The sequence below is a fragment of the Parasutterella excrementihominis YIT 11859 genome (genome assembly GCF_000205025.1).
GTDB lineage: Bacteria > Pseudomonadota > Gammaproteobacteria > Burkholderiales > Burkholderiaceae_F > Parasutterella > Parasutterella excrementihominis.
Genome location: NZ_GL883762.1, coordinates 1 through 21163, shown reverse-complemented (window position 1 = coordinate 21163; position 21163 = coordinate 1). Strand labels below are relative to the sequence as shown.

At 46.4% G+C, this 21163-nt stretch carries 22 protein-coding genes and 3 tRNA genes; 14 read left to right on the top strand and 11 right to left on the bottom strand.

Annotated elements, in window-relative coordinates:
- Nucleotides 1–13: 13 nt before the first annotated feature.
- Both clpP and tig read right to left on the bottom strand, forming a co-directional pair.
- The gene (clpP, locus tag HMPREF9439_RS12160; RefSeq protein WP_008865071.1) at nucleotides 14–643 is read right to left on the bottom strand and encodes an ATP-dependent Clp endopeptidase proteolytic subunit ClpP; all 630 of its coding nucleotides are present in this window, start codon (nucleotides 641–643) and stop codon (nucleotides 14–16) included.
- Nucleotides 644–760: 117 nt separating this feature from the next.
- Nucleotides 761–2146 carry a trigger factor gene (gene tig, locus HMPREF9439_RS12155; protein WP_008865070.1) on the bottom strand — a complete coding sequence of 462 codons (1386 nt, stop codon included), beginning with the start codon at nucleotides 2144–2146 and terminating at the stop codon, nucleotides 761–763.
- A gap of 515 nt (nucleotides 2147–2661) precedes the next feature.
- On the opposite strand from tig, the gene HMPREF9439_RS13575 reads away from it, so the two are divergent.
- The 4 genes from HMPREF9439_RS13575 (at nucleotide 2662) to HMPREF9439_RS13690 (ending at nucleotide 3294) form a co-directional block, all read left to right on the top strand.
- Complete coding sequence (locus HMPREF9439_RS13575) at nucleotides 2662–2796, top strand: hypothetical protein (protein ID WP_021867869.1); 135 nt, start codon at nucleotides 2662–2664, stop codon at nucleotides 2794–2796.
- A gap of 119 nt (nucleotides 2797–2915) precedes the next feature.
- Nucleotides 2916–2992: transfer RNA gene (locus HMPREF9439_RS12150), tRNA-Gln, on the top strand.
- 21 nt (nucleotides 2993–3013) lie between these two features.
- Nucleotides 3014–3090, top strand: a tRNA-Gln gene (locus HMPREF9439_RS12145).
- A 27-nt stretch (nucleotides 3091–3117) separates the two neighbouring features.
- Nucleotides 3118–3294 (top strand): EamA family transporter, encoded by a 177-nt coding sequence (locus tag HMPREF9439_RS13690; RefSeq protein ID WP_155165924.1) that lies wholly within the window; start codon nucleotides 3118–3120, stop codon nucleotides 3292–3294.
- A 113-nt stretch (nucleotides 3295–3407) separates the two neighbouring features.
- Here HMPREF9439_RS13690 and HMPREF9439_RS12140 read toward each other — a convergent pair whose 3' ends face one another.
- Together HMPREF9439_RS12140 and HMPREF9439_RS12135 are read right to left on the bottom strand one after the other, a co-directional pair.
- Nucleotides 3408–4094: a 5'-methylthioadenosine/adenosylhomocysteine nucleosidase gene (locus HMPREF9439_RS12140; RefSeq protein ID WP_008811360.1), complete on the bottom strand. Its 687-nt coding sequence runs from the start codon at nucleotides 4092–4094 to the stop codon at nucleotides 3408–3410.
- 18 nt (nucleotides 4095–4112) lie between these two features.
- On the bottom strand, nucleotides 4113–4676 hold the full coding sequence (locus tag HMPREF9439_RS12135; protein WP_008811361.1) for a phosphoribosyltransferase family protein: 564 nt from the start codon (nucleotides 4674–4676) through the stop codon (nucleotides 4113–4115).
- A gap of 329 nt (nucleotides 4677–5005) precedes the next feature.
- Here HMPREF9439_RS12135 and HMPREF9439_RS12130 point away from each other — a divergent pair, with 329 nt between their 5' ends.
- The 3 genes from HMPREF9439_RS12130 (at nucleotide 5006) to HMPREF9439_RS12120 (ending at nucleotide 7941) form a co-directional block, all read left to right on the top strand.
- Nucleotides 5006–6085 carry a DctP family TRAP transporter solute-binding subunit gene (locus tag HMPREF9439_RS12130; RefSeq protein WP_008865067.1) on the top strand — a complete coding sequence of 360 codons (1080 nt, stop codon included), beginning with the start codon at nucleotides 5006–5008 and terminating at the stop codon, nucleotides 6083–6085.
- An 80-nt stretch (nucleotides 6086–6165) separates the two neighbouring features.
- Nucleotides 6166–6636 carry a TRAP transporter small permease gene (locus HMPREF9439_RS12125; protein ID WP_008865066.1) on the top strand — a complete coding sequence of 157 codons (471 nt, stop codon included), beginning with the start codon at nucleotides 6166–6168 and terminating at the stop codon, nucleotides 6634–6636.
- A 9-nt stretch (nucleotides 6637–6645) separates the two neighbouring features.
- Nucleotides 6646–7941, top strand: coding sequence for a TRAP transporter large permease (locus HMPREF9439_RS12120; protein ID WP_008865065.1), 1296 nt, complete (start codon nucleotides 6646–6648; stop codon nucleotides 7939–7941).
- Between the two features lie 49 nt (nucleotides 7942–7990).
- On the opposite strand, the gene HMPREF9439_RS12115 is transcribed toward HMPREF9439_RS12120, so the two are convergent.
- The gene (locus tag HMPREF9439_RS12115) at nucleotides 7991–8419 is read right to left on the bottom strand and encodes a PaaI family thioesterase (RefSeq protein ID WP_008811365.1); all 429 of its coding nucleotides are present in this window, start codon (nucleotides 8417–8419) and stop codon (nucleotides 7991–7993) included.
- Nucleotides 8420–8709: 290 nt separating this feature from the next.
- On the opposite strand from HMPREF9439_RS12115, the gene pckA reads away from it, so the two are divergent.
- Complete coding sequence (gene pckA / locus HMPREF9439_RS12110) at nucleotides 8710–10323, top strand: phosphoenolpyruvate carboxykinase (ATP) (protein ID WP_008811366.1); 1614 nt, start codon at nucleotides 8710–8712, stop codon at nucleotides 10321–10323.
- A gap of 44 nt (nucleotides 10324–10367) precedes the next feature.
- Here pckA and HMPREF9439_RS12105 read toward each other — a convergent pair whose 3' ends face one another.
- The 5 genes from HMPREF9439_RS12105 to HMPREF9439_RS12085 form a co-directional block, all read right to left on the bottom strand.
- Entirely contained in the window at nucleotides 10368–11279 is a 912-nt protein-coding gene (locus HMPREF9439_RS12105; protein WP_008811367.1) for a DMT family transporter, read from the bottom strand.
- Between the two features lie 120 nt (nucleotides 11280–11399).
- Entirely contained in the window at nucleotides 11400–12593 is a 1194-nt protein-coding gene (locus tag HMPREF9439_RS12100; protein WP_008865064.1) for a diaminopropionate ammonia-lyase, read from the bottom strand.
- 1 nt (nucleotide 12594) lies between these two features.
- On the bottom strand, nucleotides 12595–13758 hold the full coding sequence (locus HMPREF9439_RS12095; protein ID WP_008811369.1) for a YgeY family selenium metabolism-linked hydrolase: 1164 nt from the start codon (nucleotides 13756–13758) through the stop codon (nucleotides 12595–12597).
- Nucleotides 13759–13857: 99 nt separating this feature from the next.
- Nucleotides 13858–14790, bottom strand: coding sequence for an AraC family transcriptional regulator (locus HMPREF9439_RS12090; protein ID WP_244862446.1), 933 nt, complete (start codon nucleotides 14788–14790; stop codon nucleotides 13858–13860).
- 181 nt (nucleotides 14791–14971) lie between these two features.
- Entirely contained in the window at nucleotides 14972–15187 is a 216-nt protein-coding gene (locus tag HMPREF9439_RS12085; protein ID WP_008811371.1) for a hypothetical protein, read from the bottom strand.
- A 156-nt stretch (nucleotides 15188–15343) separates the two neighbouring features.
- Between HMPREF9439_RS12085 and HMPREF9439_RS12080 the strand changes: the two genes are divergently transcribed.
- From HMPREF9439_RS12080 to HMPREF9439_RS12070, 3 genes are all read left to right on the top strand, one after another.
- On the top strand, nucleotides 15344–15982 hold the full coding sequence (locus tag HMPREF9439_RS12080) for an NUDIX domain-containing protein (protein WP_008865063.1): 639 nt from the start codon (nucleotides 15344–15346) through the stop codon (nucleotides 15980–15982).
- A gap of 117 nt (nucleotides 15983–16099) precedes the next feature.
- Nucleotides 16100–16882 (top strand): ion channel, encoded by a 783-nt coding sequence (locus HMPREF9439_RS12075; RefSeq protein ID WP_008811373.1) that lies wholly within the window; start codon nucleotides 16100–16102, stop codon nucleotides 16880–16882.
- Between the two features lie 100 nt (nucleotides 16883–16982).
- Nucleotides 16983–17390, top strand: coding sequence for a DUF4332 domain-containing protein (locus HMPREF9439_RS12070; protein WP_008811374.1), 408 nt, complete (start codon nucleotides 16983–16985; stop codon nucleotides 17388–17390).
- A 54-nt stretch (nucleotides 17391–17444) separates the two neighbouring features.
- Here HMPREF9439_RS12070 and HMPREF9439_RS12065 read toward each other — a convergent pair whose 3' ends face one another.
- Nucleotides 17445–18362: an L-lactate dehydrogenase gene (locus tag HMPREF9439_RS12065; RefSeq protein ID WP_008811375.1), complete on the bottom strand. Its 918-nt coding sequence runs from the start codon at nucleotides 18360–18362 to the stop codon at nucleotides 17445–17447.
- Between the two features lie 369 nt (nucleotides 18363–18731).
- Between HMPREF9439_RS12065 and HMPREF9439_RS12060 the strand changes: the two genes are divergently transcribed.
- The 3 genes from HMPREF9439_RS12060 (at nucleotide 18732) to HMPREF9439_RS12050 (ending at nucleotide 20986) form a co-directional block, all read left to right on the top strand.
- Nucleotides 18732–18815, top strand: a tRNA-Leu gene (locus tag HMPREF9439_RS12060).
- Between the two features lie 233 nt (nucleotides 18816–19048).
- Nucleotides 19049–20212, top strand: a complete 1164-nt coding sequence (gene hmpA, locus HMPREF9439_RS12055) for an NO-inducible flavohemoprotein (RefSeq protein ID WP_008865060.1) — start codon at nucleotides 19049–19051, stop codon at nucleotides 20210–20212.
- Nucleotides 20213–20701: 489 nt separating this feature from the next.
- Entirely contained in the window at nucleotides 20702–20986 is a 285-nt protein-coding gene (locus tag HMPREF9439_RS12050; RefSeq protein ID WP_008811377.1) for an HU family DNA-binding protein, read from the top strand.
- Nucleotides 20987–21163: the final 177 nt, after the last annotated feature.

The following is a 21163-nucleotide window of genomic DNA, read 5'->3' as shown; positions in this document are numbered from 1 at the left end:
TCCGCAAAATCAATTATTTCTTTTTAATGATTTGCTCGGAACGTTTTCTAAATACGCCGTCGATAATTCCGTATTCCACTGCCTGTGCGCTGCTCATGAAATTATCGCGTTCGGTGTCGACCGCAATCTTTTCAATGGACTGGCCGGTGTGTTCGGACAGGATTGTGTTCAAACGGCTGCGCAACTCCAAGATTTCTTTCGCCTGAATTTCAATGTCTGCAGCGGTTCCGTTTGTACCGCCGGAAGGCTGATGAATCATGATGCGGGAGTTCGGCAGTGCAAAGCGTTTGCCCTTCGCACCTGCAGCAAGCAGGAACGCACCCATGGAAGCAGCCATGCCTAAGCAAATGGTGGAAACATCCGGCTTGATGAACTGCATCGTATCGTAAATGGAAAGACCGGCGTAGACGCTTCCTCCGGGGGAATCGATATAGAGCGAAATATCCTTATCCGGATTTTCGCTTTCCAGGAACAGCAGCTGAGCAACGACCAAATTAGCGCTCTGATCAGTCACCGGTCCTACCAGGAAGACTACGCGATCACGTAACAGGCGGGAGTAAATGTCAAAAGATCTCTCTCCGCGTCCGCTCTGCTCGATAACCATCGGTATAAGTGCAGAATTAAAGTTTGAAAAGTCGGGCATACGCGTCTCCGTGGTTTGTAGTAGTTTTCAATGACAAACGGCAAGGACTAATGAGTACCTTGCCGACTTGTTTGTATTTTTCAGAGGCATTTTATTGCCTCTGACGCCTGAAATTGATTAAGCCTGCTGACCGCGACCCATCAGGTTTTCAAAAGAGATCGGTTCTTTCTTGACCTGAGCGTTCTTCAGGATCCAAGCGACGACATTGTTTTCCACAACAACCGCGGCAAGCTCAGCTTTGTGCTGAGGGTTGTTGAGGTACCAATCAACGACTTCTTTCGGATCTTCATAGCTCTTGGCGATGTTGTCGGCCAAAGCTTTGATCTGTTCATCAGTAGAAGTAATCTTTTCTTTCTCAACAATAGCGCTGATTTGCAGTCCAAGACGAACTCTCTGCTCAGCTTGGTCAAGCATGGCGTTGGCAGGAATGCTGTCGTTGGGGAGGTTAATTCCCTGAGCCTTCATGTTTTCGATGGCGTCGTGGACCAGAGCCTCTCTCTGTTCTTCAACAGCAGCGTGCGGAACCGGGAACTTGGCAACGGACAGAAGAGCATTCATGGCGCTCTGCTTAGTACGTGCTTCAAGACGAGCTGTCACTTCGCGCTGGAGGTTTTCTTTAACGTCAGCCTTGAGTTTGTCGATACCATCGTTAACGCCGAGGTCTTTTGCGAACTTGTCGTCAAGGGCGGGAAGAATTTCTTCGTCAACTTCTTTCAGCGTAACTTCGAACTGAACTTCCTTGCCGGCAAGGTTCTTGGCAGGATAGTTTTCAGGGAAAGTCAGGTTGAAAGTCTTGGTTTCGCCGGCTTTCATACCGCGAATCGCGTTTTCGAATTCGGGGAGCATTCTGCCCTGGCCGAGAGCGAAAGCGTAGTCTTTAGCTGTACCGCCTTCGAAAGCAACGCCGTCAAGAGTGCCCTTGAAGTCAACGATAACGCGATCGCCGTCAGCAGCAGTCTTGTCAGCCTTTTCGAAAGTGGCGCGCTGTTTGCGCATAACGTCGAGTGTCTTTTCAACGTCAGCGTCTGTCAGTTCGCATTCGTATTCTGTAACGGAAGCGTCTTTCATGTCAGGAACTTCGACGTCAGGGAAGACTTCGAAAGTAGCTGTGAAGGACATTGTGTCTTCATTTTCAGGAGCGCCTTCGGTCGGAGCGATATCCGGGTAGCCGGAGACGTGGTATTTGCCTTCCTGAACTTTTTCAACGAAAGCGGCAGAAACGAGTGCGTTGATTGCATCAAACTGAATTTCCTGACCATAAGCGGCTCTGACCATAGCGGCAGGAGCATGGCCGGGACGGAAACCGTGGAATTTAGCTTTCTTTGCTTTTTCGCGAAGAGCTTTAGCAACACGAGCATCGAGTTCTTTACGAGAAATCGTCAGCTCAATGGTGCGCTGAAGAGGATTCGGCTTAACTTCTTCGGCTTTTGTTTCTTCAGCCGGAGCTGCTGTGGCTTCTGTTTTTTCCTCTACCTTTTCTTCTACTTTGGTTTCTTCTGCCATTTAAATATTTCCTTTCCGGATATGCCCGAAGGGGGCTTGTTTATAGGGTGGAGAAGCAGTGCTTCCCTGTTTGATCGTCGGATTATAACTGTAAATGAACGAGATACAACTTAAAACATGTAAAGTTTGATGAAATTTACAGCTATTGATTATCATTATCAATTAGGAAAGAATTTAGCAGTATTTACGATCATTTTTTCCTTATTTTTAGAAATTCAACTTGAACGTTAGTTGAAAAGGTTCTTCACACCACGAATAGAATCGAAAAATTTTGAAGAGGTTTTACTCAATAGACGAATTGCAGTATCGGGTGAACTTCACCTCTTATATGTGTTACACGAAAGTTTCTCGATGTCCTCCTGCCCTGCCTCATTTGTGGAAGAATTTGCCTAACGCTAATAGTTAGCTCACAAATTTTTACGCTCATTTTGATTTTACTTAGGTATAAATACCTAGAAACTTTCCCTAGTTCAGATATAATTCATTTAACGAAATACCTCATAAAGGAGTCCGCGATGTATAGAGACAGTGCTAAAGCCCGCGTCGCTGCACGGGACCTTAGAAGACAACAGGTCAAGTTATTTAAGCTTGGTGCAACCATCACTCTTTGTGCTTTTTTGATCTCTCAGCTGGCAGATATGATCTTCTAGCGACGTTTCAAAAAATATTTTTTCTTTTACAAACAAGGCGCTCGAGAGTGCCTTGATTTGTTTCTGCGTTGAGTCCTGCAAAAGTTTTTGTTTTGTGTATAATTCTGTCTTCTCAGCACAGGGGAATCGCCAAGCTGGTTAAGGCACCGGATTCTGATTCCGGCATTCGAGGGTTCAAATCCTTCTTCCCCTGCCACCTCGCTGAACTTTATGTTGCAGGGGAATCGCCAAGCTGGTTAAGGCACCGGATTCTGATTCCGGCATTCGAGGGTTCAAATCCTTCTTCCCCTGCCATTTCCTCCTTGAACAATCTCAAAACTCTTGGAAACCGCCGTCTATATTTATCTTATTCCGGTGATCTGCCTTATCTGTTCCTACTTTATCCTTGGCGAAGAACTCACTGTTTGGTCCGCCAGCGGAGCGTTCCTTGTGCTTTTCGGACTCGTGTTGTCTCAATTAGATTCTTCTGTTTTGAAGAAAAAGTTGCTAAAAGCTTGAAAGCCGTTAAGCAGCAAAAATCTAAAAAATTCATCCAAAATGCAAAAAGGACTTTTCGCGAAGTTCGCTCCTTCAACTAACTCCAGGAAAAGTCCTTCTGCTTTGGAATGCTCTCAGGCTTCTTTGAGCATCTCTTCCGTCAGTGCGACGGCTCGCTGAGCCGCCTCTTTAAAGAAGGATTCGTAAGAAACAGGTGCGTGGCCGGAAGCATCATCGGAAATAGATCGAATCACAACAAACGGGATTTCATTGACAAAGCACACCTGACCGATGGCCGCGCCTTCCATTTCTACAGCTTCGGCTCTAAAGAAATCACGAATCCAAGCTTTACGGTCCGTATCGCAGACAAATTGGTCGCCGGAAGCAATCACGCCGGTTTCGGTATGAATGCCTAATTTCTGTGCCGCTTTCTCAGCTTTTGCGACCCAGAGAGGATCGGCATCAATGAAGACCTTATTAATTCCGGAAATTAAACCTTTGGGATCGCCGACGCCAGACGTGTCCATATCGTGCTGGCAGACTTGAGATGCAATGGCAACTTCACCGAGCTTAAGGTTAGGAGAAAGTCCTCCCGCCACACCTGTATTAATAATGGCTTTCACACCGAACTTCAAAACCATCGTCTGCGCACAAACGGCGGAAAACACCTTACCGACCCCGCTCACTGCGGCGACGACGTCCGTACCGTGCAGCTTTCCGCTGTAAAAATCAACGCCCGAAATTCTGGTTACAGTCACGTCCTGAAGCCTTGCCTTCAAAGCCTCAAGCTCAACCTTCATCGCTCCGATAATGCCGATCATTCAGTTAGCTCTCTGAAATTAATCAAAAGGAAGCGGTTCGCCCTTGCCGTTAAAGAGCGGAAGTTTTTCGAGATAAGAAATATCTGTTCTAGAAGCAGCATCGCCTTCGGCTAAAACGGCCATCTTGCCGACAACATCGGCACCCGCAGCGGCAGCAATTTCTTCCAAAGCCTGGAGGCTGCGTCCGGTAGAAATGACATCGTCAACGATCAAAATGCGTTTGCCGCGCATCTGTTCCATCTCTTCCTGATCAACATAAAGTTTCTGGTCTTTCTCCGTAGTAATGGATTTCACACCAACGCAGATGGGGTTGTCCATGTAGAGTTTTCGGCCCTTTCTAGCAACAATATAGTGTGCATCACCGTTCTGACGGGCCATTTCCTGAACCAGAGGAATGCTCTTGGCTTCGGCAGTTAAAAGGAAATCATATTTAGGAGCTCTTTCCAAAAGAGCAGCTGCGCAATTAACAGTCAGCTCGGTATCGCCGAGAATTAAAAAGGCTGCAATGCAAAGATCTTGATTAATAGGGCAGAGTTTCAGGGCACGTTTGGTACCGGCCACTTCAATATCGTAATAGCGCATCTATATCTCCCAGCGGAACAAGCACGAATAGGCGGGTATCCTACTTCAAAACACCTATAACTGCGATGATCCGCTCTCGTTAATACAGGGTTTTCCTTAGTGAAAAAACGAAGTTTTTTGTAATCGAAGAATACAATATTTTTATAGTCTGGAACGGGCCAAAAGCCTGTATGAGACTAACCAAATCCTCAAGGGTCGTACCGGACTCCATTGAAAAAAGAACACTAAACAAATGGTGTGCTTCGGCAGTAAATCGAGAGCAAATGAGCTTTCGGTTTCATTCGACCTAACTAACACTTTTTATTCTCTAATCTCTAGGAGTAACTATTGTGACCTTTAAACTCTTAAGCAAAGCTGCCCTCGCACTCGCTACCATGGGCCTGTGCCTTTCTGCCGCCTCCGCCGCATATAAATCCGAGTACAAGCTCAGCGTTGTACCCGGCGCCTCCTCCGGCTGGGGCCAAACCGCAACCTTCTTTGCCGACTGCGTCAGACAGAAATCCAACGGCCGAATCAACATCAAACCGTATTTCGGTGCTCAGCTGATGGCAGGCAAGCAAACTTCCGAACTTTTGCTCGTTCGCCGCGGAGCAATTGACTTTGCTTTAGCTTCCACCATCAACTGGTCTCCTCAAATCAAAGAATTAAACCTCACCGCCCTTCCCTTCTTTGTCGCCAACAATCCGGATCGCTATAAAGCTATCGACGCTATTGAAGCCGGAAAATCCGGAAAGATGCTGGAAAAAGCCATCGAAAAAACCGGCGTTAAGTTCCTCGGCTGGTCTGAAAACGGCTTCCGTGAATTAACTACGAGCAAAGGCCCGATCGAAAAACCGGAAGATATGAAGGGTATGAAGCTGCGCGTATGCGGTACCCCGATCTTCATTGACATCTTCTCGTCCCTTGGCGCCAACCCTCAGGCTATCAACTGGTCTGAAGCTGTGACCGGCTTTCAGCAGGGCATCGTCGATGGTCAGGAAAACCCGACTAACGGCATTAACGTCCCGACTAAAGTTTGGCAGTGGCACAAGTACTCCACCGATTGGCATTACATGATCGACCCGTTGTTCTTCACTGCCAACATGAAAGTCTGGAAGGAATTCTCTCCGGAAGATCAGAAGCTTATTCTCAGCTGCGCTACCGAAGCTGAAAAATACGGCAAAGCCCTTTCCCGTCTGAGCAACGACAACGGTCAGGCTTATGAATACCTCAAGAGCATCAATAAGCTCCCTGCTATCACCAATCCGAAGGAAGAACTTAAGAAAAACGGCATGACCGTGACGGAGTACACACCTGAAATGATCAAACGCTTCTATGAAGCCACAGCCGGCGTCCGTGCTGACTGGACTCAGAAGATCGGCCCGAATGTCGTCAAAGCTGCCGAAGAAGACATGCAGGCTGCCAAGTAATTTTTGAATTACTCAGCGACACGCCGTGTGCGGCTCCGGCCGCACCGGCTTTACCACAAATAAATATAAGAAGAACAACTATGCTTCATTTCCTCAACACCCGATTTGAAGAGCTCCTTGGGTCATTTCTCTTAGCAGTCATGGCCTGCATTGCCTTCATCAACATCATCATCCGTTACTGCACAAACCTGTCATTTTCTGCTTCCGAGGAACTGACAGTAAATTTCTTTGTGTGGATCGTACTGCTCGGCACTTCGATTGCGTTCCGAGAAAGCAGCAACTTCACGATGAATCTGCTTTACAGTATTACCCACGGATGGCTGCGCAAAACGCTTTACTTCTTCGGCGTAATTTGCTCACTGGCTTTCTTCGTCATGCTGGCTTACTTAGGTGCGATTGAGGTTATTGACGAAATTGAACTAAACGTTTCCTCTGAGTCTCTGGATATTCCGGTTTGGCTCTACACCATAGCCACGCCGCTTTTCTCGGCGCTCATTATTGTCCGAATTCTTCAGCGCACTGTTGAAGATATTCAGAAACAGAACTTCTAGGAGGAGATCATGCTTAATTCGCTGATGTCCGATCCCGGACTGGTTCTGCTGATTCTTTTTATTTTCATGCTGGTGTGCAGAGTTCCGATTGCCATCAGTCTTGGACTTCCTGCCGCCATCGTCAGCTGGCTCTTTGACATGGGCATCGACATGCTGCCCTACAACTTCTTTGCCGGCGTCGCTAAAGTTCCTTTGTTAGCTATTCCCTTCTTTATTTTGGCCGGCTTCATTATGGAAAGCGCCGGCATCGCCGCGCGTATTGTGCGTCTTGTCGAAAACCTCGTCGGCGACATGACCGGCGGTCTAGCCATTGCAACCGTAGCAGTCGCCACCTTCTGGGGCGCCGTGAGCGGATCGGGCCCTGCGACTGTCGCTGCGCTCGGCTTAATCCTCATTCCGGCTATGGTTAAGAACGGCTACGACAAAGCCTTTGCCGCAGCCAACGTTTCCGTGACTTCGGGCCTAGCCATCGTGATTCCGCCGAGTATCGCTTTCATTGTTTACGGCGGCATTGCGGATGCTTCCGTTCCGGCATTGTTCGCCGCCGGTATTGTCCCCGGACTGCTGGTTGCCGGTTTCTTAATGTTAACCGTATACCTCATCTCAAAGAAAAGAGGCTATCGCGGACTGCCCCGTCAGGAATCGACTTGGCTCGTATTTAAAGATGCGATCTGGGGCGTCATGACGCCGGTCGTCATCTTGGGCGGCATTTACGGAGGAATCTTCACGCCGACCGAAGCTGCAGCTGTCGCGATCTTTTACGGTTTGTTTGTCGGGACCTTTATTTATAAGGCGTTCAACTCCTGGGACAAACTACTTCACGTCCTTTTTGAATCCGTTAAGGCAACCGCCGTCATTATGTTTGTGGTGACCTGCGCCGGATTATTTACCTGGGTTGCGAGTACCGTCGGGTTAGTAGAAAGAGGCGCCGCGGTGCTCCTTGCGCTGTCTGATAACCCTTGGGCGCTCCTCTTCCTTATCAACGTGATTTTGCTGGCAGCCGGAATGATTATGGACGCGATCTCGATTTACTACGTTCTGCTTCCCTTCCTGCTTCCGATTGTTCATCACTTCGGCTGGGATCCGGTTTGGTTCGGCGTCATGATGACTGTGAACTTAGCGGTCGGACAGGTCACACCGCCCGTGGCTGTAAACCTCTATGTCGGCGCTCAAATCGCCGATTTGACGATGGAAGAAATGACGCCGCCGGTCATTCCGCTCTTAATTGCAACGCTGGTTGCCTTAGCCGTCATCGTGTTATTCCCGAGCCTAAGCACATTCCTGCCAACACTTTGGGGTCTTTAGAATCTCCTTTGGGAAGGAAGGCCTAGGTCTTCCTCCTTTTTTTCTTTTCCTATTTCCAGCTTTCCGACTTGTCTTTAACGATGAAATTCGTCACCCGGACAGTGGAGACGAGCCTTCCGTTTTCGGTTTTTATATCAACATTCCATAGATGCGTCGTGCGGCCGAGATGTAAAGCCGTGGCTTCCGCGTAAACCAAAACATCCGGCGCCTTGCGCACTGAACTAACATGGTTTCCAGAAACCGAGCTTCCGACTGGAATGAATCCTTCCGGACAGCACAAATAAGAGCCATATCCGGCAATAATCTCCGCAAACGCCAATGAAGCGCCTCCGCACAGAACTCCGAAGGGCTGAGAAGTATTGTCATTGACAGGCATACTAGCGCGAATAAAACCCTCCTTTTCTTCTATGAGCTTTAAACCGAGACTTCCCATCATGGAATGCGTAATGGCCTCTTGCGCTGCGTACTTCTTGTCCATCTTTCTTTCCTAACCTAAATGATGTCGGGTTATTTTATTAGAGAGTAAAAAATAAAGAATCAAATTCCGGCTAAAGGAACTAAGCAAAAATTCTTTTTCTTCACGGTCCTATAATTCGGATTAATACCGTATTAATACTTTCTTACAAATTTCGCGATTGGGCGGTAGAATTGAGGAGATTTACACCATTCGTTTTCACTTAATTGAAAACGCTAACTTTTATTCGTGGGATTCGTCGCTGATGAATGTACGCATGCTTTCGGCGCCGTTTTCCATGCGGAATTACAACCATGACATTAGATTTAGCAAAGTACGGCATAACTGACGTCAAAGAGGTTGTTCATAACCCTTCCTATGAACAACTCCACAAAGATGAAACCGCAGAAGGACTGGTCGGCTACGAAAAAGGTGTTGTCACCGAACTCGGTGCAATAAACGTCATGACCGGCATCTACACCGGCCGCTCTCCCAAAGATAAGTTTTTCGTTGTTGACGATGTCAGCAAAGACACCGTCTGGTGGACCAGCGAGGAATATAAGAACGACAACAAGCCGCTCTCAGAAGCCTCTTGGAAGATCCTAAAAGACAAAGCCATTGACGAACTCTCTCATAAAGACCGTCTTTACGTCGTTGACGCTTTCTGCGGCGCCAATAAGAATACGCGCCTGAAAGTTCGTTTCGTTATGGAAGTGGCTTGGCAGGCACACTTTGTGACGAATATGTTTATTCGTCCGACCCCTGAAGAACTCAAAGACTTCGGAGAACCCGATTTTATCGTTTTAACCGCCAGCAAAGCTAAAGTTGAAAACTTCAAAGAACTCGGACTGCACAGCGAAACTGCCATCGTCTTTAACCTCAAAGAAAAGATGCAGGTCATTTTGAATACCTGGTACGGCGGAGAAATGAAGAAAGGCATGTTCTCGGTCATGAACTATCTCAACCCTCTTCGTCATATCGCTTCGATGCACTGCTCGGCCAATACCGACTTAGAAGGCAAAAACACTGCCATCTTCTTCGGTCTTTCCGGTACCGGCAAAACAACGCTCTCAACCGATCCTAAACGTCTCTTAATCGGCGACGACGAACACGGCTGGGATGATGAAGGCGTTTTCAATTACGAAGGCGGCTGTTATGCCAAAGTCATCAATTTGGATAAAGACAGCGAACCGGATATTTACAACGCCATTCGAAAAGACGCCCTTCTGGAAAACATCATCGTAAATGAAGCTGGAAAAGTAGATTTCAGTGACACGTCAGCTACTGAAAACACTCGTGTTTCCTATCCGATCTATCACATCGAAAACATCGTTAAACCGATCTCCAAAGGACCGGCCGCCAAGGAAATTATTTTCCTTTCTGCTGATGCCTACGGAGTCTTGCCTCCAGTTTCTATACTCTCTCCTGATCAGGCAATGTATTATTTCCTCTCCGGTTACACCAGCAAGTTGGCCGGAACAGAACGCGGCATTACGGAGCCTCAACCGACCTTCTCTGCCTGTTTTGGGGCTGCCTTCCTCTCTCTGCATCCTTTTAAATATGCCAAAGAACTGGCAAGGAAAGCCCGCACTAACGGTGCCCGTGTCTATTTAGTCAATACCGGATGGAACGGAACGGGAAAACGTATTTCGATTAAAGACACGCGAGCCATCATCGATGACATCCTCTCAGGAAGCATCCTCAAAGGCGCGACAAAGAAGATTCCTTATTTCGACTTGGAGATTCCTATTAACGCTGAAGGTGCGCATGCGGAGATTTTGAATCCTCGCAACACCTATAAGGATCCGAGTGAATGGGACAGGCGCGCAGAAGCATTGGCAGCAAAATTTATAGAGAACTTCAAAAAATTCTCTGCTACCAATGAAGAATGTAAGCGATTAGAAAAATTCGGTCCGCATCTCGATTAAAGACCCTTAACAAGAATCCCGGCTTTGCACCGGGATTTTTGTTTCTATGGTTTTATCGCTTCGGAGCTTTTCTTCGGAAGAGACAAAACAAGGACATTCAGCAGCACAAGGCAAATGCCGGCGCCCTCCCACATACCGATTCTCAGATCAAAGGCAAAGACGGAAAGCAAATAGGCGCTTAACGGTTCAAAACAAACCATCAAACCGACGATAACAGCAGAAACATACTTAAGACTGGACAAGTAGCACCAGAAAGCGGCAACCGTTCCAACAAGAACAACATAAGTGAAAGCCGAAACAGACATAGCAGTCCATTGAACGTTCATCGTCCAAGGCGGATTCATCACAGAGGCAACAAGACCGCCGAAGAGCATTCCGAAGCCGACAACGGGGCCAACGCCGACTTTCATAATGAGTTTTCTCGGCTGAATGGAGTAAGCGGCAGAAAATATTGCCGATACAAAACCCCAAAGCACGCCCGCAAAAGACAAGTCCAGCGTACTGAAGTTTCCTTTGGTCACGATCAAGAAAACCCCGGAAGCCGCAAGGACAAAACAGATCCCTTCACGCATTGTCAAAGGACGCTTCTCGGTGATAGAGAGCCAGAAGGCGCAAATCAGCGGCACAAGCGTAAGCACAATGGCGGCCGTTCCCGCATTAGATGCGGCGACCGCAAGCATGAACGTGAGCTGAGAAACAAGAATCAAAAGACCGGCAACTAAAATCCCGACCGTAGTACGGATGTCTTTCAGCGGCGAAATAATATTTCTGCCGAATACCAACCGTTCCATAATCAGCAGGATCAGACCAGCCAATACCAAACGCATGGATACCAAATCCAGCGGCGTAAATGAACACTGCTGGAGAAGATACTGTGCACAAACGCCCATCGAGCCCCAAAACACGGATGCGGCGATGGCTAACCCGATGCCCTTGCTAAACGACGAATCGCTCATGTCTTTCTAATTACCTTAGGAAAGGAAAAGACTCACAAACGGAGCCTTTTGAAAAACTAAAACCTTTTTCTATTTATGCAATATTGTGTTGTCGGAGAATACTCCTAAAAGACTTGGCGTTTAAACTTTCTCGGCAAACGCACCTTCCCAAACGATCTTCAGGAAATTCTTTCTGTCGGTAACACCTTCCGTATTGAAAAACAGAAGGACAGATTCACTGTTCAAACCTAAAGAGCTAATTTCTTCCTGGTATTGTGCTTTGTGAAACAAGAGCTCAAACGCTGTACCGAAACCAGCCGCTCCGCTCTCTCCTGAAAGCACTCGAGGATCGTTCTCCAAAGGAGAAGAAAGGACGCGGACTCCATCTGCAGCAACGGATTCCTCAATGCGGAAATAATGGGAAGCCGCAGCCCGAATTTCTTTCCAGCCGACGCTGCAAGGCTCTCCGCAGGAAAGGCCTGCCATGATGGTTTCCAGACTGCCGGGAGCATTGTGAAGTTTGCCGTCGTCCTTTTCAGCTGTACGATAGACGCAGTCAGCGGTTTTCGGCTCGACAATGGAAATCACCGGAACATCAGGCCCGTAAAGAGAGGCAAAGAATCCGCACATAGCGCCAGCCATGGAGCCAACGCCCGCTTGCAAAAAGATATGCGTCGGACATTTGCCTTTTAGTTGCTCCACCGTCTCCAGGGCCATCGTGAGGTAACCATGCATAATGAACTGAGCTACTTTCTCAAATCCCGGAAGCGCTGTGTCCTGAACGAGCAGCCAATCGTTTTCCAAAGCAAACCTTTCTGCTTCATGGACGGTTTCATCATAGTTGCCGTCTGTGCGCCGGCAATCGGCTCCGAGCTTACGGATATTTTCCTGACGCTCCTCACTGCTGCCGGCCGGCATGAGAATCTCGCACCTAAGTCCGAGCAAATGACAAATCCAGGCTAAGCCTCGGCCGTGATTACCGTCAGTCGCGGAGATGATCTTAGGTTTTTCTTCCAGCGACGCGATCTGATCTTTGAGCTGTGCGAAGCTTTCAACTTTACCTGACCATCCGTACTTTTCTGAAAGCAGATGGAACAAACAATAGCTTCCGCCGAGTCCCTTAAATGAATTCAATCCAAAACGCGAGGCTTCGTCTTTAACAAAAATGTCTTTGACGCCGAGTTCTTTGGCTAAGGCAGGGAGTTCAACCAAACGAGTAACGGAATATCCGGGAAGCGTTTGATGAAACTTTTGTGCCGCGAGAGCCTGCTCTTTCGTAAAACGGCTAGAGGTTTCACCGGCACGAGGCAGTTTGAGGTGGTCGAGATCTTTCATTTCACAGCTCCGCAATGGTATTGAGATAGAAGTTTGCCGCTTCCTTAACTTGCTCAGGACGGCAGCGTTCATTAATCATATGCGCTAATTTATATTCTCCGGGACCGAATCCGATGGTCGGAATCCCCATCGAAACCGGAACCACTGCGTTGGTGCCAAAGTCCCAGAATTCAAATTTCTTTGGCTTTTCTCCGAATACATCTTCATAGGCTCGGATGCAGGCTTTTGTTAATTCAGCGTCTTCAGCGATTTTCCAAGGATCGTGTTCGGGAAGATAGACGAGCTCTTCTCCTTTCCATGAAGTTTCTTTCAGAACACCGAGCTCCCACTTAGCAGGCTTACCTTCCACGAGAGCGTCCATTTCTTTCTTTACATCTTCTATGGTTTCACCAAGACGGAGGCGACGATCCAAATAAATTTCGCATTCACTCGGCACCGCATTTAAAGAAGCGGCAACGGAGCTGATCTTGGAAAGAACAACCGTTCCTTTTCCTTCCGTCTTTTGAAGCCTCTTATTAAGCTCATCAACACGAGTAATGATTTCAGCCATCTCGTAGACCGCGTTCACACCTTTTTCCGGAGCCGAACCGTGTGCAGAAATGCCCTGGGTACGAATACGTACCTGCATCTTGCCGTTATGTCCGAGCGTAATGACATTGTAAGAAGGCTCACAGATGAAGACAAAGTTGGGTTTAATACCCGAATCTTTGTAGAAATTGATCAGATTGACGCCGTCGCAGTCCTCTTCGCAAACGGTCGTTGTTACATAAACAGTCTTCCCGTCCAGAAGTCCTTGTTTTTTAGCTTCTGCCGCAGCATAAACGGAAGCACTTAACCCACCCTTCATGTCGACAGAACCTCTTCCGTAAATGTACTCGTCAGCATAATCTGCGGAAAACGGAGGATGGTCCCAAAGTGCCGGGTCGCCAGCGTTAACCGTATCCATGTGAGAGTCGAAGTGAATGATTTTTTTACCGCTGCCGACTCTGCCTACAACGTTGCCAACTCGGTCGATATAGCATTCATCGTAACCGAGCTTTTCCATTTCTTTGAGAATGAGCACAGCGATGTCGCCTTCCTGATTGGAATAGCTGCGCGTGCGAATTGCGTTTCGGTAAAAATCGATCAGGTCGTTTTCGGTTTGAGCAGGAACTGAATGTTTCATTTTGTCTCCTTAGAACTAAATGTCTTTGTTTGACATCTAGTCTAAGAAAACAGCTCTTCTCGGATATTCCAATACCCGCTGAAAATATACCTTTGTTGCTCAATGATTCTTTCGGAATTGTCCCGGCGTTGTCCTGAATTCTTTTTTGAACTGGCGAATAAAGAGATTAACGTTCGGAAAGCCAACCTCAAATCCAATCCTTTCAACGGATTTACGACTATACAAAAGAAGCTCAACGGCCTTTGCCATTCTTGCCGAGATCAGATAGCTCCAAACCGATTCTCCCGCAATGCGCTTAAACCGACGTGAACACTCCCATTTAGAAAGACATACTTCTTTAGCGATGAGATCTAAGGTAAGTTTTTCACCTAAGTTCTTCTCAATATAAGAGATCACTTTTCGGCTCGTCTCATAATCTTCCGGACGCCTTGTCGAAGGCTGGTCTTCTGTTTTGTGAAGCCATCGCACAAGTTCTTTCCAAATTAGAACCAGCTCCGCAAAAATATCGAAATATCTTTCCGGCTCGGTTTCCTTGAAGAGCTTTCGAATATGAAGCATCTTTGAAGAAATCTCCTCGAGCAGGCCCTCCTCGCTTTTCTCAGAGATCAAGAGAAAATCGTTTTGCTCATTTCTGAGGAAAGGCAGAACGAAATTTCGTTCCATCAAACTTCCGTGAAAGCCTCCGACCATTTCATACGCAAAGTTAATGCAGCAGTAGGAAGCCTCTTCTTCGTCGTTAGATATAGAAGTCGCACTGTGAATAACCTGAGAATTAATGAAGATGACATCTCCGGCGCCCGCTTCAACCTCCTTTTGATTAATAGAGAAACGCACGCGGCCAGTAAGAATGAGGCACAGCTGAAGTTCTTTATGCCAATGAAGCGGCACGTATCGAAGCATTTTTGAGCGAAAGACCGTTTCGTAAAGAGCCGCCGGAAAGCCTTCACTTCCGTGCTGAGTAGTCTCTTCCAAATTAGATTTGAGAACGATCTGATGGCCGGCCATATGAGGATGAAAACGAGCTGTCTGCATCTTTCATATTAGACGAAAACATCTTTGTTCATGAAATAGCGTTCGCTAAAAGATCGGTCTTGAACAGAGAAATATCGTCGCCGGCAAGACATCTGAAGGGGGACACTTCGGCTCTAGATATGATAAAACTCACGAGCGGCCGACTCGTGAGTTTTGAATTGAGATATGTCGTTGGACTAAGTTAGAAACCGCAGACAAGGATTGCTAACAATGTACCCGGCCACAAAAGTGCGCCGATAACGACATACATAATGTTAAATGCGAAATCCAAAAGGTTCGTCCAAATAAGGTGAAGGACGGGGATATAAGCCCAAAGGAAAATAAACATTGCGAGAGCGCCCAAGAAATACAAGCAGCTCACCCAATTAACAAACTTTTGAGTTGTGCGCAGAACCATATCGTTTCTCCCAAGATCTTGAAGATCAACCCAGCGTCACGCATCTTTAGGGTTTACGTGACGATAAATATGATCATTAGCCAATATTTTGATTTTAGACCTTTAAGCCAAGCAACGAGCAAATCCTAAAAGACAAGTGAACTCTTGGTGGCTAAAATGAGCACATGGAACACGACAACAGGCTCCGAAAAGAACCTTCCAATAAAAAGAGGCACTAACATGCAGCAGAAAGATCCGGGAAAAGACCCCTTGGCTGAAAAACTTTTAGAAAGCGGAATTGCCTATAAGGGCTCTTTTCTACAATTACACAGAGATACGGTCAAAACACCTGACGGAGTCGTCACGACGCGTGAATACCTCCATCATCCCGGCGCCTCAATGATCATCCCCATGTTGGAAGACGGATCTGTCATCCTTGAACGTCAGTACAGACATCCTTTACGCAGGAACTTTCTTGAGTTTCCTGCAGGGAAGCTGAATCCCGGAGAATCACCTTATAACTGTGCAAAACGCGAACTAATTGAAGAGACCGGCTACGAAGCTCAATTTTGGAAAAAACTCGGGCGGTTCAATAACGCCATCGGTTATTCCGATGAGGAAATTACGGTGTTCTACGCGAGTGATCTGAAATATGTTGGACAAAATTTAGACGCAGGGGAAGTTCTTGATGTCATTACATTGCCTTTCCCCGAAGTCCTCAGGCAGTGCCTGAGCGGAGAAATCACCGATGTTAAAACCATCGTAGGTGCTTTTTGGCTGGAAAACTTCCTTAAAACGCAGAAAAAATCGGAATAACACCTCCTCGACTTAAAAGAAATTTATTTCCTGATACGGGGCGCTTAAACATTGTTGAGCGCCCCGATTGTTTAATAATGACACAACGATCCGGAGAAAAAGGATGAGAGGTCGGTTTTGAGCAAAAGCACATGGGAAAGAATTAAAGAGCAAGGCATTCAGGGAATTCTTCGTTTAATCGTTTTACTTTGCTCCTTAGCCTTAGTCGGATGCATTTCCTACGACACTTTTGTCTACAACAACCCGTTTTACCAAAGCCAGTTTGCAATGAAACTGCAGTTTTGGGTATGTATCTTTTTCATGGCGGATCTGGCTCTTGAATTCATTTACTCCAAGAGAAAGACTCGTTACATCATTACCTATTTTCTTCTTTTCATTGCATGTATTCCGTATGGAACAATCCTTCCTAAGCTCGGCATAACCCTTCCGAGAGACATTGGCTATTTTGTGAGCTTCATGCCTTTGATACGGAGCTGCTATGCATTAGCGATTGTCGTAAGTTGGTTCGCCGTACAGACATCTTCAAAGATGTTTTTAACTTACGTCATCATTTTGTTTTCCGGACTTTACCTCGGAAGTCTAGGTTTTTATGTTTGCGAAACTAACGTAAACCCGGACGTAAGAACTTATTGGGATGCTTTATGGTGGGCGGTAATGGAAGCAATCACTATCGGATGCAATATAGAGGCGGTCACAACCGGGGGCAAAATTCTTTCTGTAATCGTAGGCGTGCTTGGACTTTTGATCATTCCTATGTTCACTGTATACGTTAACAACATCGTTTCCGTTTTTCATACGGTAACAACCGCTGCGGCAGAAGCAGCGGAAGAGATTCCGGAAAAAACGGATGAAAACGGCAAAAAGAATCTAAGTGAAGCAAAAACAATGAAGAAACAATAAAAGCACGTCCTGCAAAAATCAGGCTTAGTTTGAGTTGCTTTTAATCTCAGAGCACGAGAATAAAGTTATCCTTAAGAAGACGAAGAATTTTGGAGGATTTATGGCATACAAAATCATTGATATTCAAGGAATTGGGGAAGCATACGCTCCGAAGTTAATTGCAATTGGTATTAAAACTCCGGATGAGTTGCTTGAGGCTTGCTTGACACCGGCAGCCCGCAAAAAAGTTGCGGATAAAACAGGGATATCCGGAAAGCTCATTCTTAAATGGGCCAACCATGCTGACTTATTCAGAATCAGCGGTATCGGACCTCAATATGCCGAATTGCTCGAAGCAGCCGGTGTTGATACGGTTAAAGAGTTAAGACACAGAGTTCCGGCCAACTTAACTGCAAAAATGGTCGAAATAAACAAAGCAAAAAATCTTGCGCAGCGTGATCCATCCGAGAAGGAAGTCACCAAATGGATTGAAGAAGCCGGCAAGCTTGAAGCGAAAATGACGTACTAAGCGCTAGGCTAGATTGCAGAATTCGGGCCTCCGTTCGGAGGCCCTTTCCATGTTTTAGAGAAGACCTTCTTTTGTCTTCTGCGCGATCATTAGAGCAGATTTATCAAGAAGTTTTTTTTCTTCCTCTGTCAGTTCCAGACGATGGACGTATTCCACTCCATTCTTACCGATGACTGCCGGATATCCGACATAACAGCCGTAGTCTTCCAAATAAACCGAGGCAGGACAGGCAAGCTTGGCATCTGAGAAAACTGCTTGCAAAAGTTTGGCTGCGCAGGTGGCAATCGCGTAGCAAGTGTATTTCTTACCGTTAAAGACAAGCCAGCCGCCTCCTCTTGCTGCCTTATCTAATTCGGACAATTCAAGATGCTGGTCTTTGGCGATTTCAGTGATCGGCTCACCCTGAACGGTAATTGTCGACCAAGCGGCAAACTGAGATTCTCCGTGTTCACCCAAAACATAACCGGCAATGTTGTGCGGGTTTTGGTCTAAAGACATGCTGACAGCTCGCTGCATACGAGCGGTATCCAAGAAGGTTCCGGTTCCGAAAACCTGCTGGCGGCTCAAACCTGTGTAGTGCTGAAGCAAACCTGTAATAACGTCGCAAGGATTCGAAATATTGATCAGCACGCCGTGGAAACCGGCTTCTTTCAAAGCAGTTCCGACTTGCTTAGCCTGCTGGCAGTTAAAAGAGTATTCCAGAAAACGATTTCCGCCGTCAGCCAGCGCTTTGATATCTCCGAAAGCAGTAATGACGACATCGGCATCTTGCAGAGCCTTGTAGTCATTCATTGAAAGCTTTGTGTAGGTATCCAAGCGGCCTAAAGAATCCAGAAGATCGTAAAACTCGGCAGTACATTTTGCTTCATTTGTATCAATTAGCACCAATTCGTCAGCGATTCCTTTTGTCACAAGGGTATAGGCAACGGTGGAGCCGACGTGGCCCAAACCGATAACACCAACTTTTCTCATTTTTCCTCTCTATGTTGATACCTAAGATGCAATCGATTCTAAGTAGAAACCTTGAGAAATCTAAAAATATCGGTAGGATTTTTGCATCCAAATCGACCTTTTCTCCCTCGCTCAATCTCTACTGCTAAAAATTGGTCTTGATGAGGTCCTACGAATTTGGTACGATGATCTCAATTCGCCCTTCCTCTAATCCGAACGATTCAATCGTTTGCGATGTCCGAGGGAGGTCATTTTTGTGTACTTCCCTCCCAGCCTTTAAAAATTCCTAGTGAAGAACCTCACTTTTAGGGAGGTTGAAAATTCAAGATAAGTTGCTTCCTAGTTCTTTGCTTTCGCTACTTTGAGAACTCAGGTACAATTCGTCTTCCTGCGAGTGTGGCGAAATTGGTAGACGCGCTAGATTTAGGTTCTAGTGTCTTTGACGTGACGGTTCGAGTCCGTCCACTCGCACCAATATCTCTAAGGAACTTTGCGTTCCAGTCATCCCGATTTTCCCCCTGCACATAAATAGAGCTAAATGGAGCATGAAATAGAGATTTAGCGAGAATTTCTAACTTTGCATTTTGATAACAAGTTCAGTCGTGTTCTAGAACTCTTTTTACAGATGAGAACATTTCCTTTTAAAAGGAATGAGGCTTTACAACTAGAATCACCATAGAATTTTTGGTTACACATAGGTGAATTCAATGCTTACAAAAGAACAAATCGAACTCGTTAAGACTACTGTTCCTGTCCTTCGCGAACACGGTGTAGCCCTCATCTCTCATTTCTACAAAAGAATGCTTTCTCACAATCCGGAACTGATGCAGGTCTTCAATATGGGTCATCAGCGCGCCGGTTTCCAGCAACAGGCTTTGGCCGGCTCTGTTCTGGCTTATGCAGAAAACATCGAAAATCTTAAGCCGCTTTTAGGCGCTGTTGCTCACATTGCCAACAAGCACGTTTCCGTCGGCATTCGCGCCGAACATTATCCAATCGTCGGTAAGCACCTCATCGCCTCTATTAAAGATGTACTCGGCGAAGCCGCCACACCAGAATTAATTGATGCTTGGACTGCTGCTTACACACGGCTCGCTGACATCCTTATCGGTGCAGAGAAAAACATTTATGACAAAAACGCTGTTGTTGAAGGCGGCTGGACAGGCTGGCGTTTCTTCAAGGTTGCTGAGAAGTCCAAACAGACAAACGATATCACTTCCTTCAAGCTGGTTCCGGTTGACCACGGCAAGATGCCTGACGTTAAGGCCGGTCAGTACATCTCCGTTCGTGTCTTCGTAAAAGGCCAGGAACTGATTCAGCCTCGTCAGTACACAGTCGTTAAAGCTGACGCAGCATCCTTCACAATCGCTGTTAAGAAAGTTGAAGCCGCAGAAAAATCTCCTGCCGGCATGGTTTCCAATACCCTTCACAACGACATCCAGGAAGGCGATCTCGTTGAGGTTTCTTTCCCGGTCGGTGAATTTAATCTTCCCGAAGGCGACGGCAGCCTCTGCCTCCTTTCCGCCGGCATCGGCATCACTCCGTTGTTCGCCATGCTGAAAGAAGCAGTGAAGAAAGACCCGACTCGCAAGATTTCTTTCGTTCACGTCTGCAAGTCCAAAGAAGCCGTTCCTTTCTCCGATGAGATCGATCTACTCGTTAAGGAAGGTACCGTGACCTTTGAAGTTTTTGAAACTTCTGCCCACGGTCGTCCTTCTGAAGAATTCTTCAAGCACCTGGCAGACAAAGACACGAATTTCTGTGTTTGCGGTCCTGTTCCCTTCATGAAGCTTGCTGCTGCTGAACTCGTTAAAAACGGTGTTCCGGCAGAAAAGATTCACGCTGAAAAATTCGGTACCGGCGCTATCTAATTCGTCCGAACTTTTCTAAAACCTCCCTGCAAGAACTTTAGAAAAAGAAGTAGTGAGAAGCCCAAACACCTCGTTTGGGCTTTTCTTTAGACCGAAATTCCAGAAATCTAATCCCCCATTGCAACTAACAATAGGTTGTTTTTAGAACAACACGTTAAATGAGCGAAATTCCCAAGAGGCTCATTAATTTTCAGAGAGGAAACTTCGTGCGGTGAAAATTTGTTTTTTGTTATTGCCATGCGCTCAAAGAGAGGTTTCATCAAATATAGGCATAAGTACTAATGAAAAATTTCATTAAGTGAAAATTAAGAATCACAATAAAGAAACTTATGACTAAAAAATGAAATTCATGCCATATACCTAAAATTCAGTAGTATTATTTCCTCAATCTTGCTAATATCTCCATGAGCCTCATTGTTTCTTGAGGAATCGCATCCTCAATTGAATACTCTGATCCTCACCCGATAACCACATCTTCGGAAGAACAATATGAATAAACAGCAATTGATCGAAATTATTGCGGAAGAAAATGAAATAACTAAGGACATGGCTACCCGCACGCTGAATACAATGATTCGCTCTATTATGACATCTGTCAAAAACGGAGAGCCGGTCGTCTTAGTCGGTTTCGGAACCTTTCGCCAGGTAAAGAGGAAAGCTCGTGTGATCTGTAATCCCCATACGGGAGAGAAGCTTGAGCTGAAGCCCCGCAGCGTCCCAAAATTCGTTCCGGGTACTTTATTCAAACAGATCGTTGATGAACAAAACAGCTAATCACTGCTTTTGTGAACCGGATTAACGCTTATCTTTGATCCCGTAAATTAGATAAACGGTTTGCTCGGGTGAGAATGGTTTTGCTGCCGTTTTAGAAACCCTGAAGAAAGAATCCCTTCAATTTCAAGGTTTCATTTGAAGCACATAATCGAGTAGGGGAAGCTTTCACCTACCCCT

Coding starts and splice junctions, on each gene's coding strand:
- clpP (WP_008865071.1), bottom strand. CDS start 643: ATGCCCGACTTTTCAAACTTTAATTCTGCACTTATACCGATGGTTATC.
- tig (WP_008865070.1), bottom strand. CDS start 2,146: ATGGCAGAAGAAACCAAAGTAGAAGAAAAGGTAGAGGAAAAAACAGAA.
- HMPREF9439_RS13575 (WP_021867869.1), top strand. CDS start 2,662: ATGTATAGAGACAGTGCTAAAGCCCGCGTCGCTGCACGGGACCTTAGA.
- HMPREF9439_RS12140 (WP_008811360.1), bottom strand. CDS start 4,094: ATGATCGGCATTATCGGAGCGATGAAGGTTGAGCTTGAGGCTTTGAAG.
- HMPREF9439_RS12135 (WP_008811361.1), bottom strand. CDS start 4,676: ATGCGCTATTACGATATTGAAGTGGCCGGTACCAAACGTGCCCTGAAA.
- HMPREF9439_RS12125 (WP_008865066.1), top strand. CDS start 6,166: ATGCTTCATTTCCTCAACACCCGATTTGAAGAGCTCCTTGGGTCATTT.
- HMPREF9439_RS12120 (WP_008865065.1), top strand. CDS start 6,646: ATGCTTAATTCGCTGATGTCCGATCCCGGACTGGTTCTGCTGATTCTT.
- HMPREF9439_RS12115 (WP_008811365.1), bottom strand. CDS start 8,419: ATGGACAAGAAGTACGCAGCGCAAGAGGCCATTACGCATTCCATGATG.
- pckA (WP_008811366.1), top strand. CDS start 8,710: ATGACATTAGATTTAGCAAAGTACGGCATAACTGACGTCAAAGAGGTT.
- HMPREF9439_RS12105 (WP_008811367.1), bottom strand. CDS start 11,279: ATGAGCGATTCGTCGTTTAGCAAGGGCATCGGGTTAGCCATCGCCGCA.
- HMPREF9439_RS12100 (WP_008865064.1), bottom strand. CDS start 12,593: ATGAAAGATCTCGACCACCTCAAACTGCCTCGTGCCGGTGAAACCTCT.
- HMPREF9439_RS12095 (WP_008811369.1), bottom strand. CDS start 13,758: ATGAAACATTCAGTTCCTGCTCAAACCGAAAACGACCTGATCGATTTT.
- HMPREF9439_RS12090 (WP_244862446.1), bottom strand. CDS start 14,790: ATGCAGACAGCTCGTTTTCATCCTCATATGGCCGGCCATCAGATCGTT.
- HMPREF9439_RS12085 (WP_008811371.1), bottom strand. CDS start 15,187: ATGGTTCTGCGCACAACTCAAAAGTTTGTTAATTGGGTGAGCTGCTTG.
- HMPREF9439_RS12080 (WP_008865063.1), top strand. CDS start 15,344: ATGAGCACATGGAACACGACAACAGGCTCCGAAAAGAACCTTCCAATA.
- HMPREF9439_RS12070 (WP_008811374.1), top strand. CDS start 16,983: ATGGCATACAAAATCATTGATATTCAAGGAATTGGGGAAGCATACGCT.
- HMPREF9439_RS12065 (WP_008811375.1), bottom strand. CDS start 18,362: ATGAGAAAAGTTGGTGTTATCGGTTTGGGCCACGTCGGCTCCACCGTT.
- hmpA (WP_008865060.1), top strand. CDS start 19,049: ATGCTTACAAAAGAACAAATCGAACTCGTTAAGACTACTGTTCCTGTC.
- HMPREF9439_RS12050 (WP_008811377.1), top strand. CDS start 20,702: ATGAATAAACAGCAATTGATCGAAATTATTGCGGAAGAAAATGAAATA.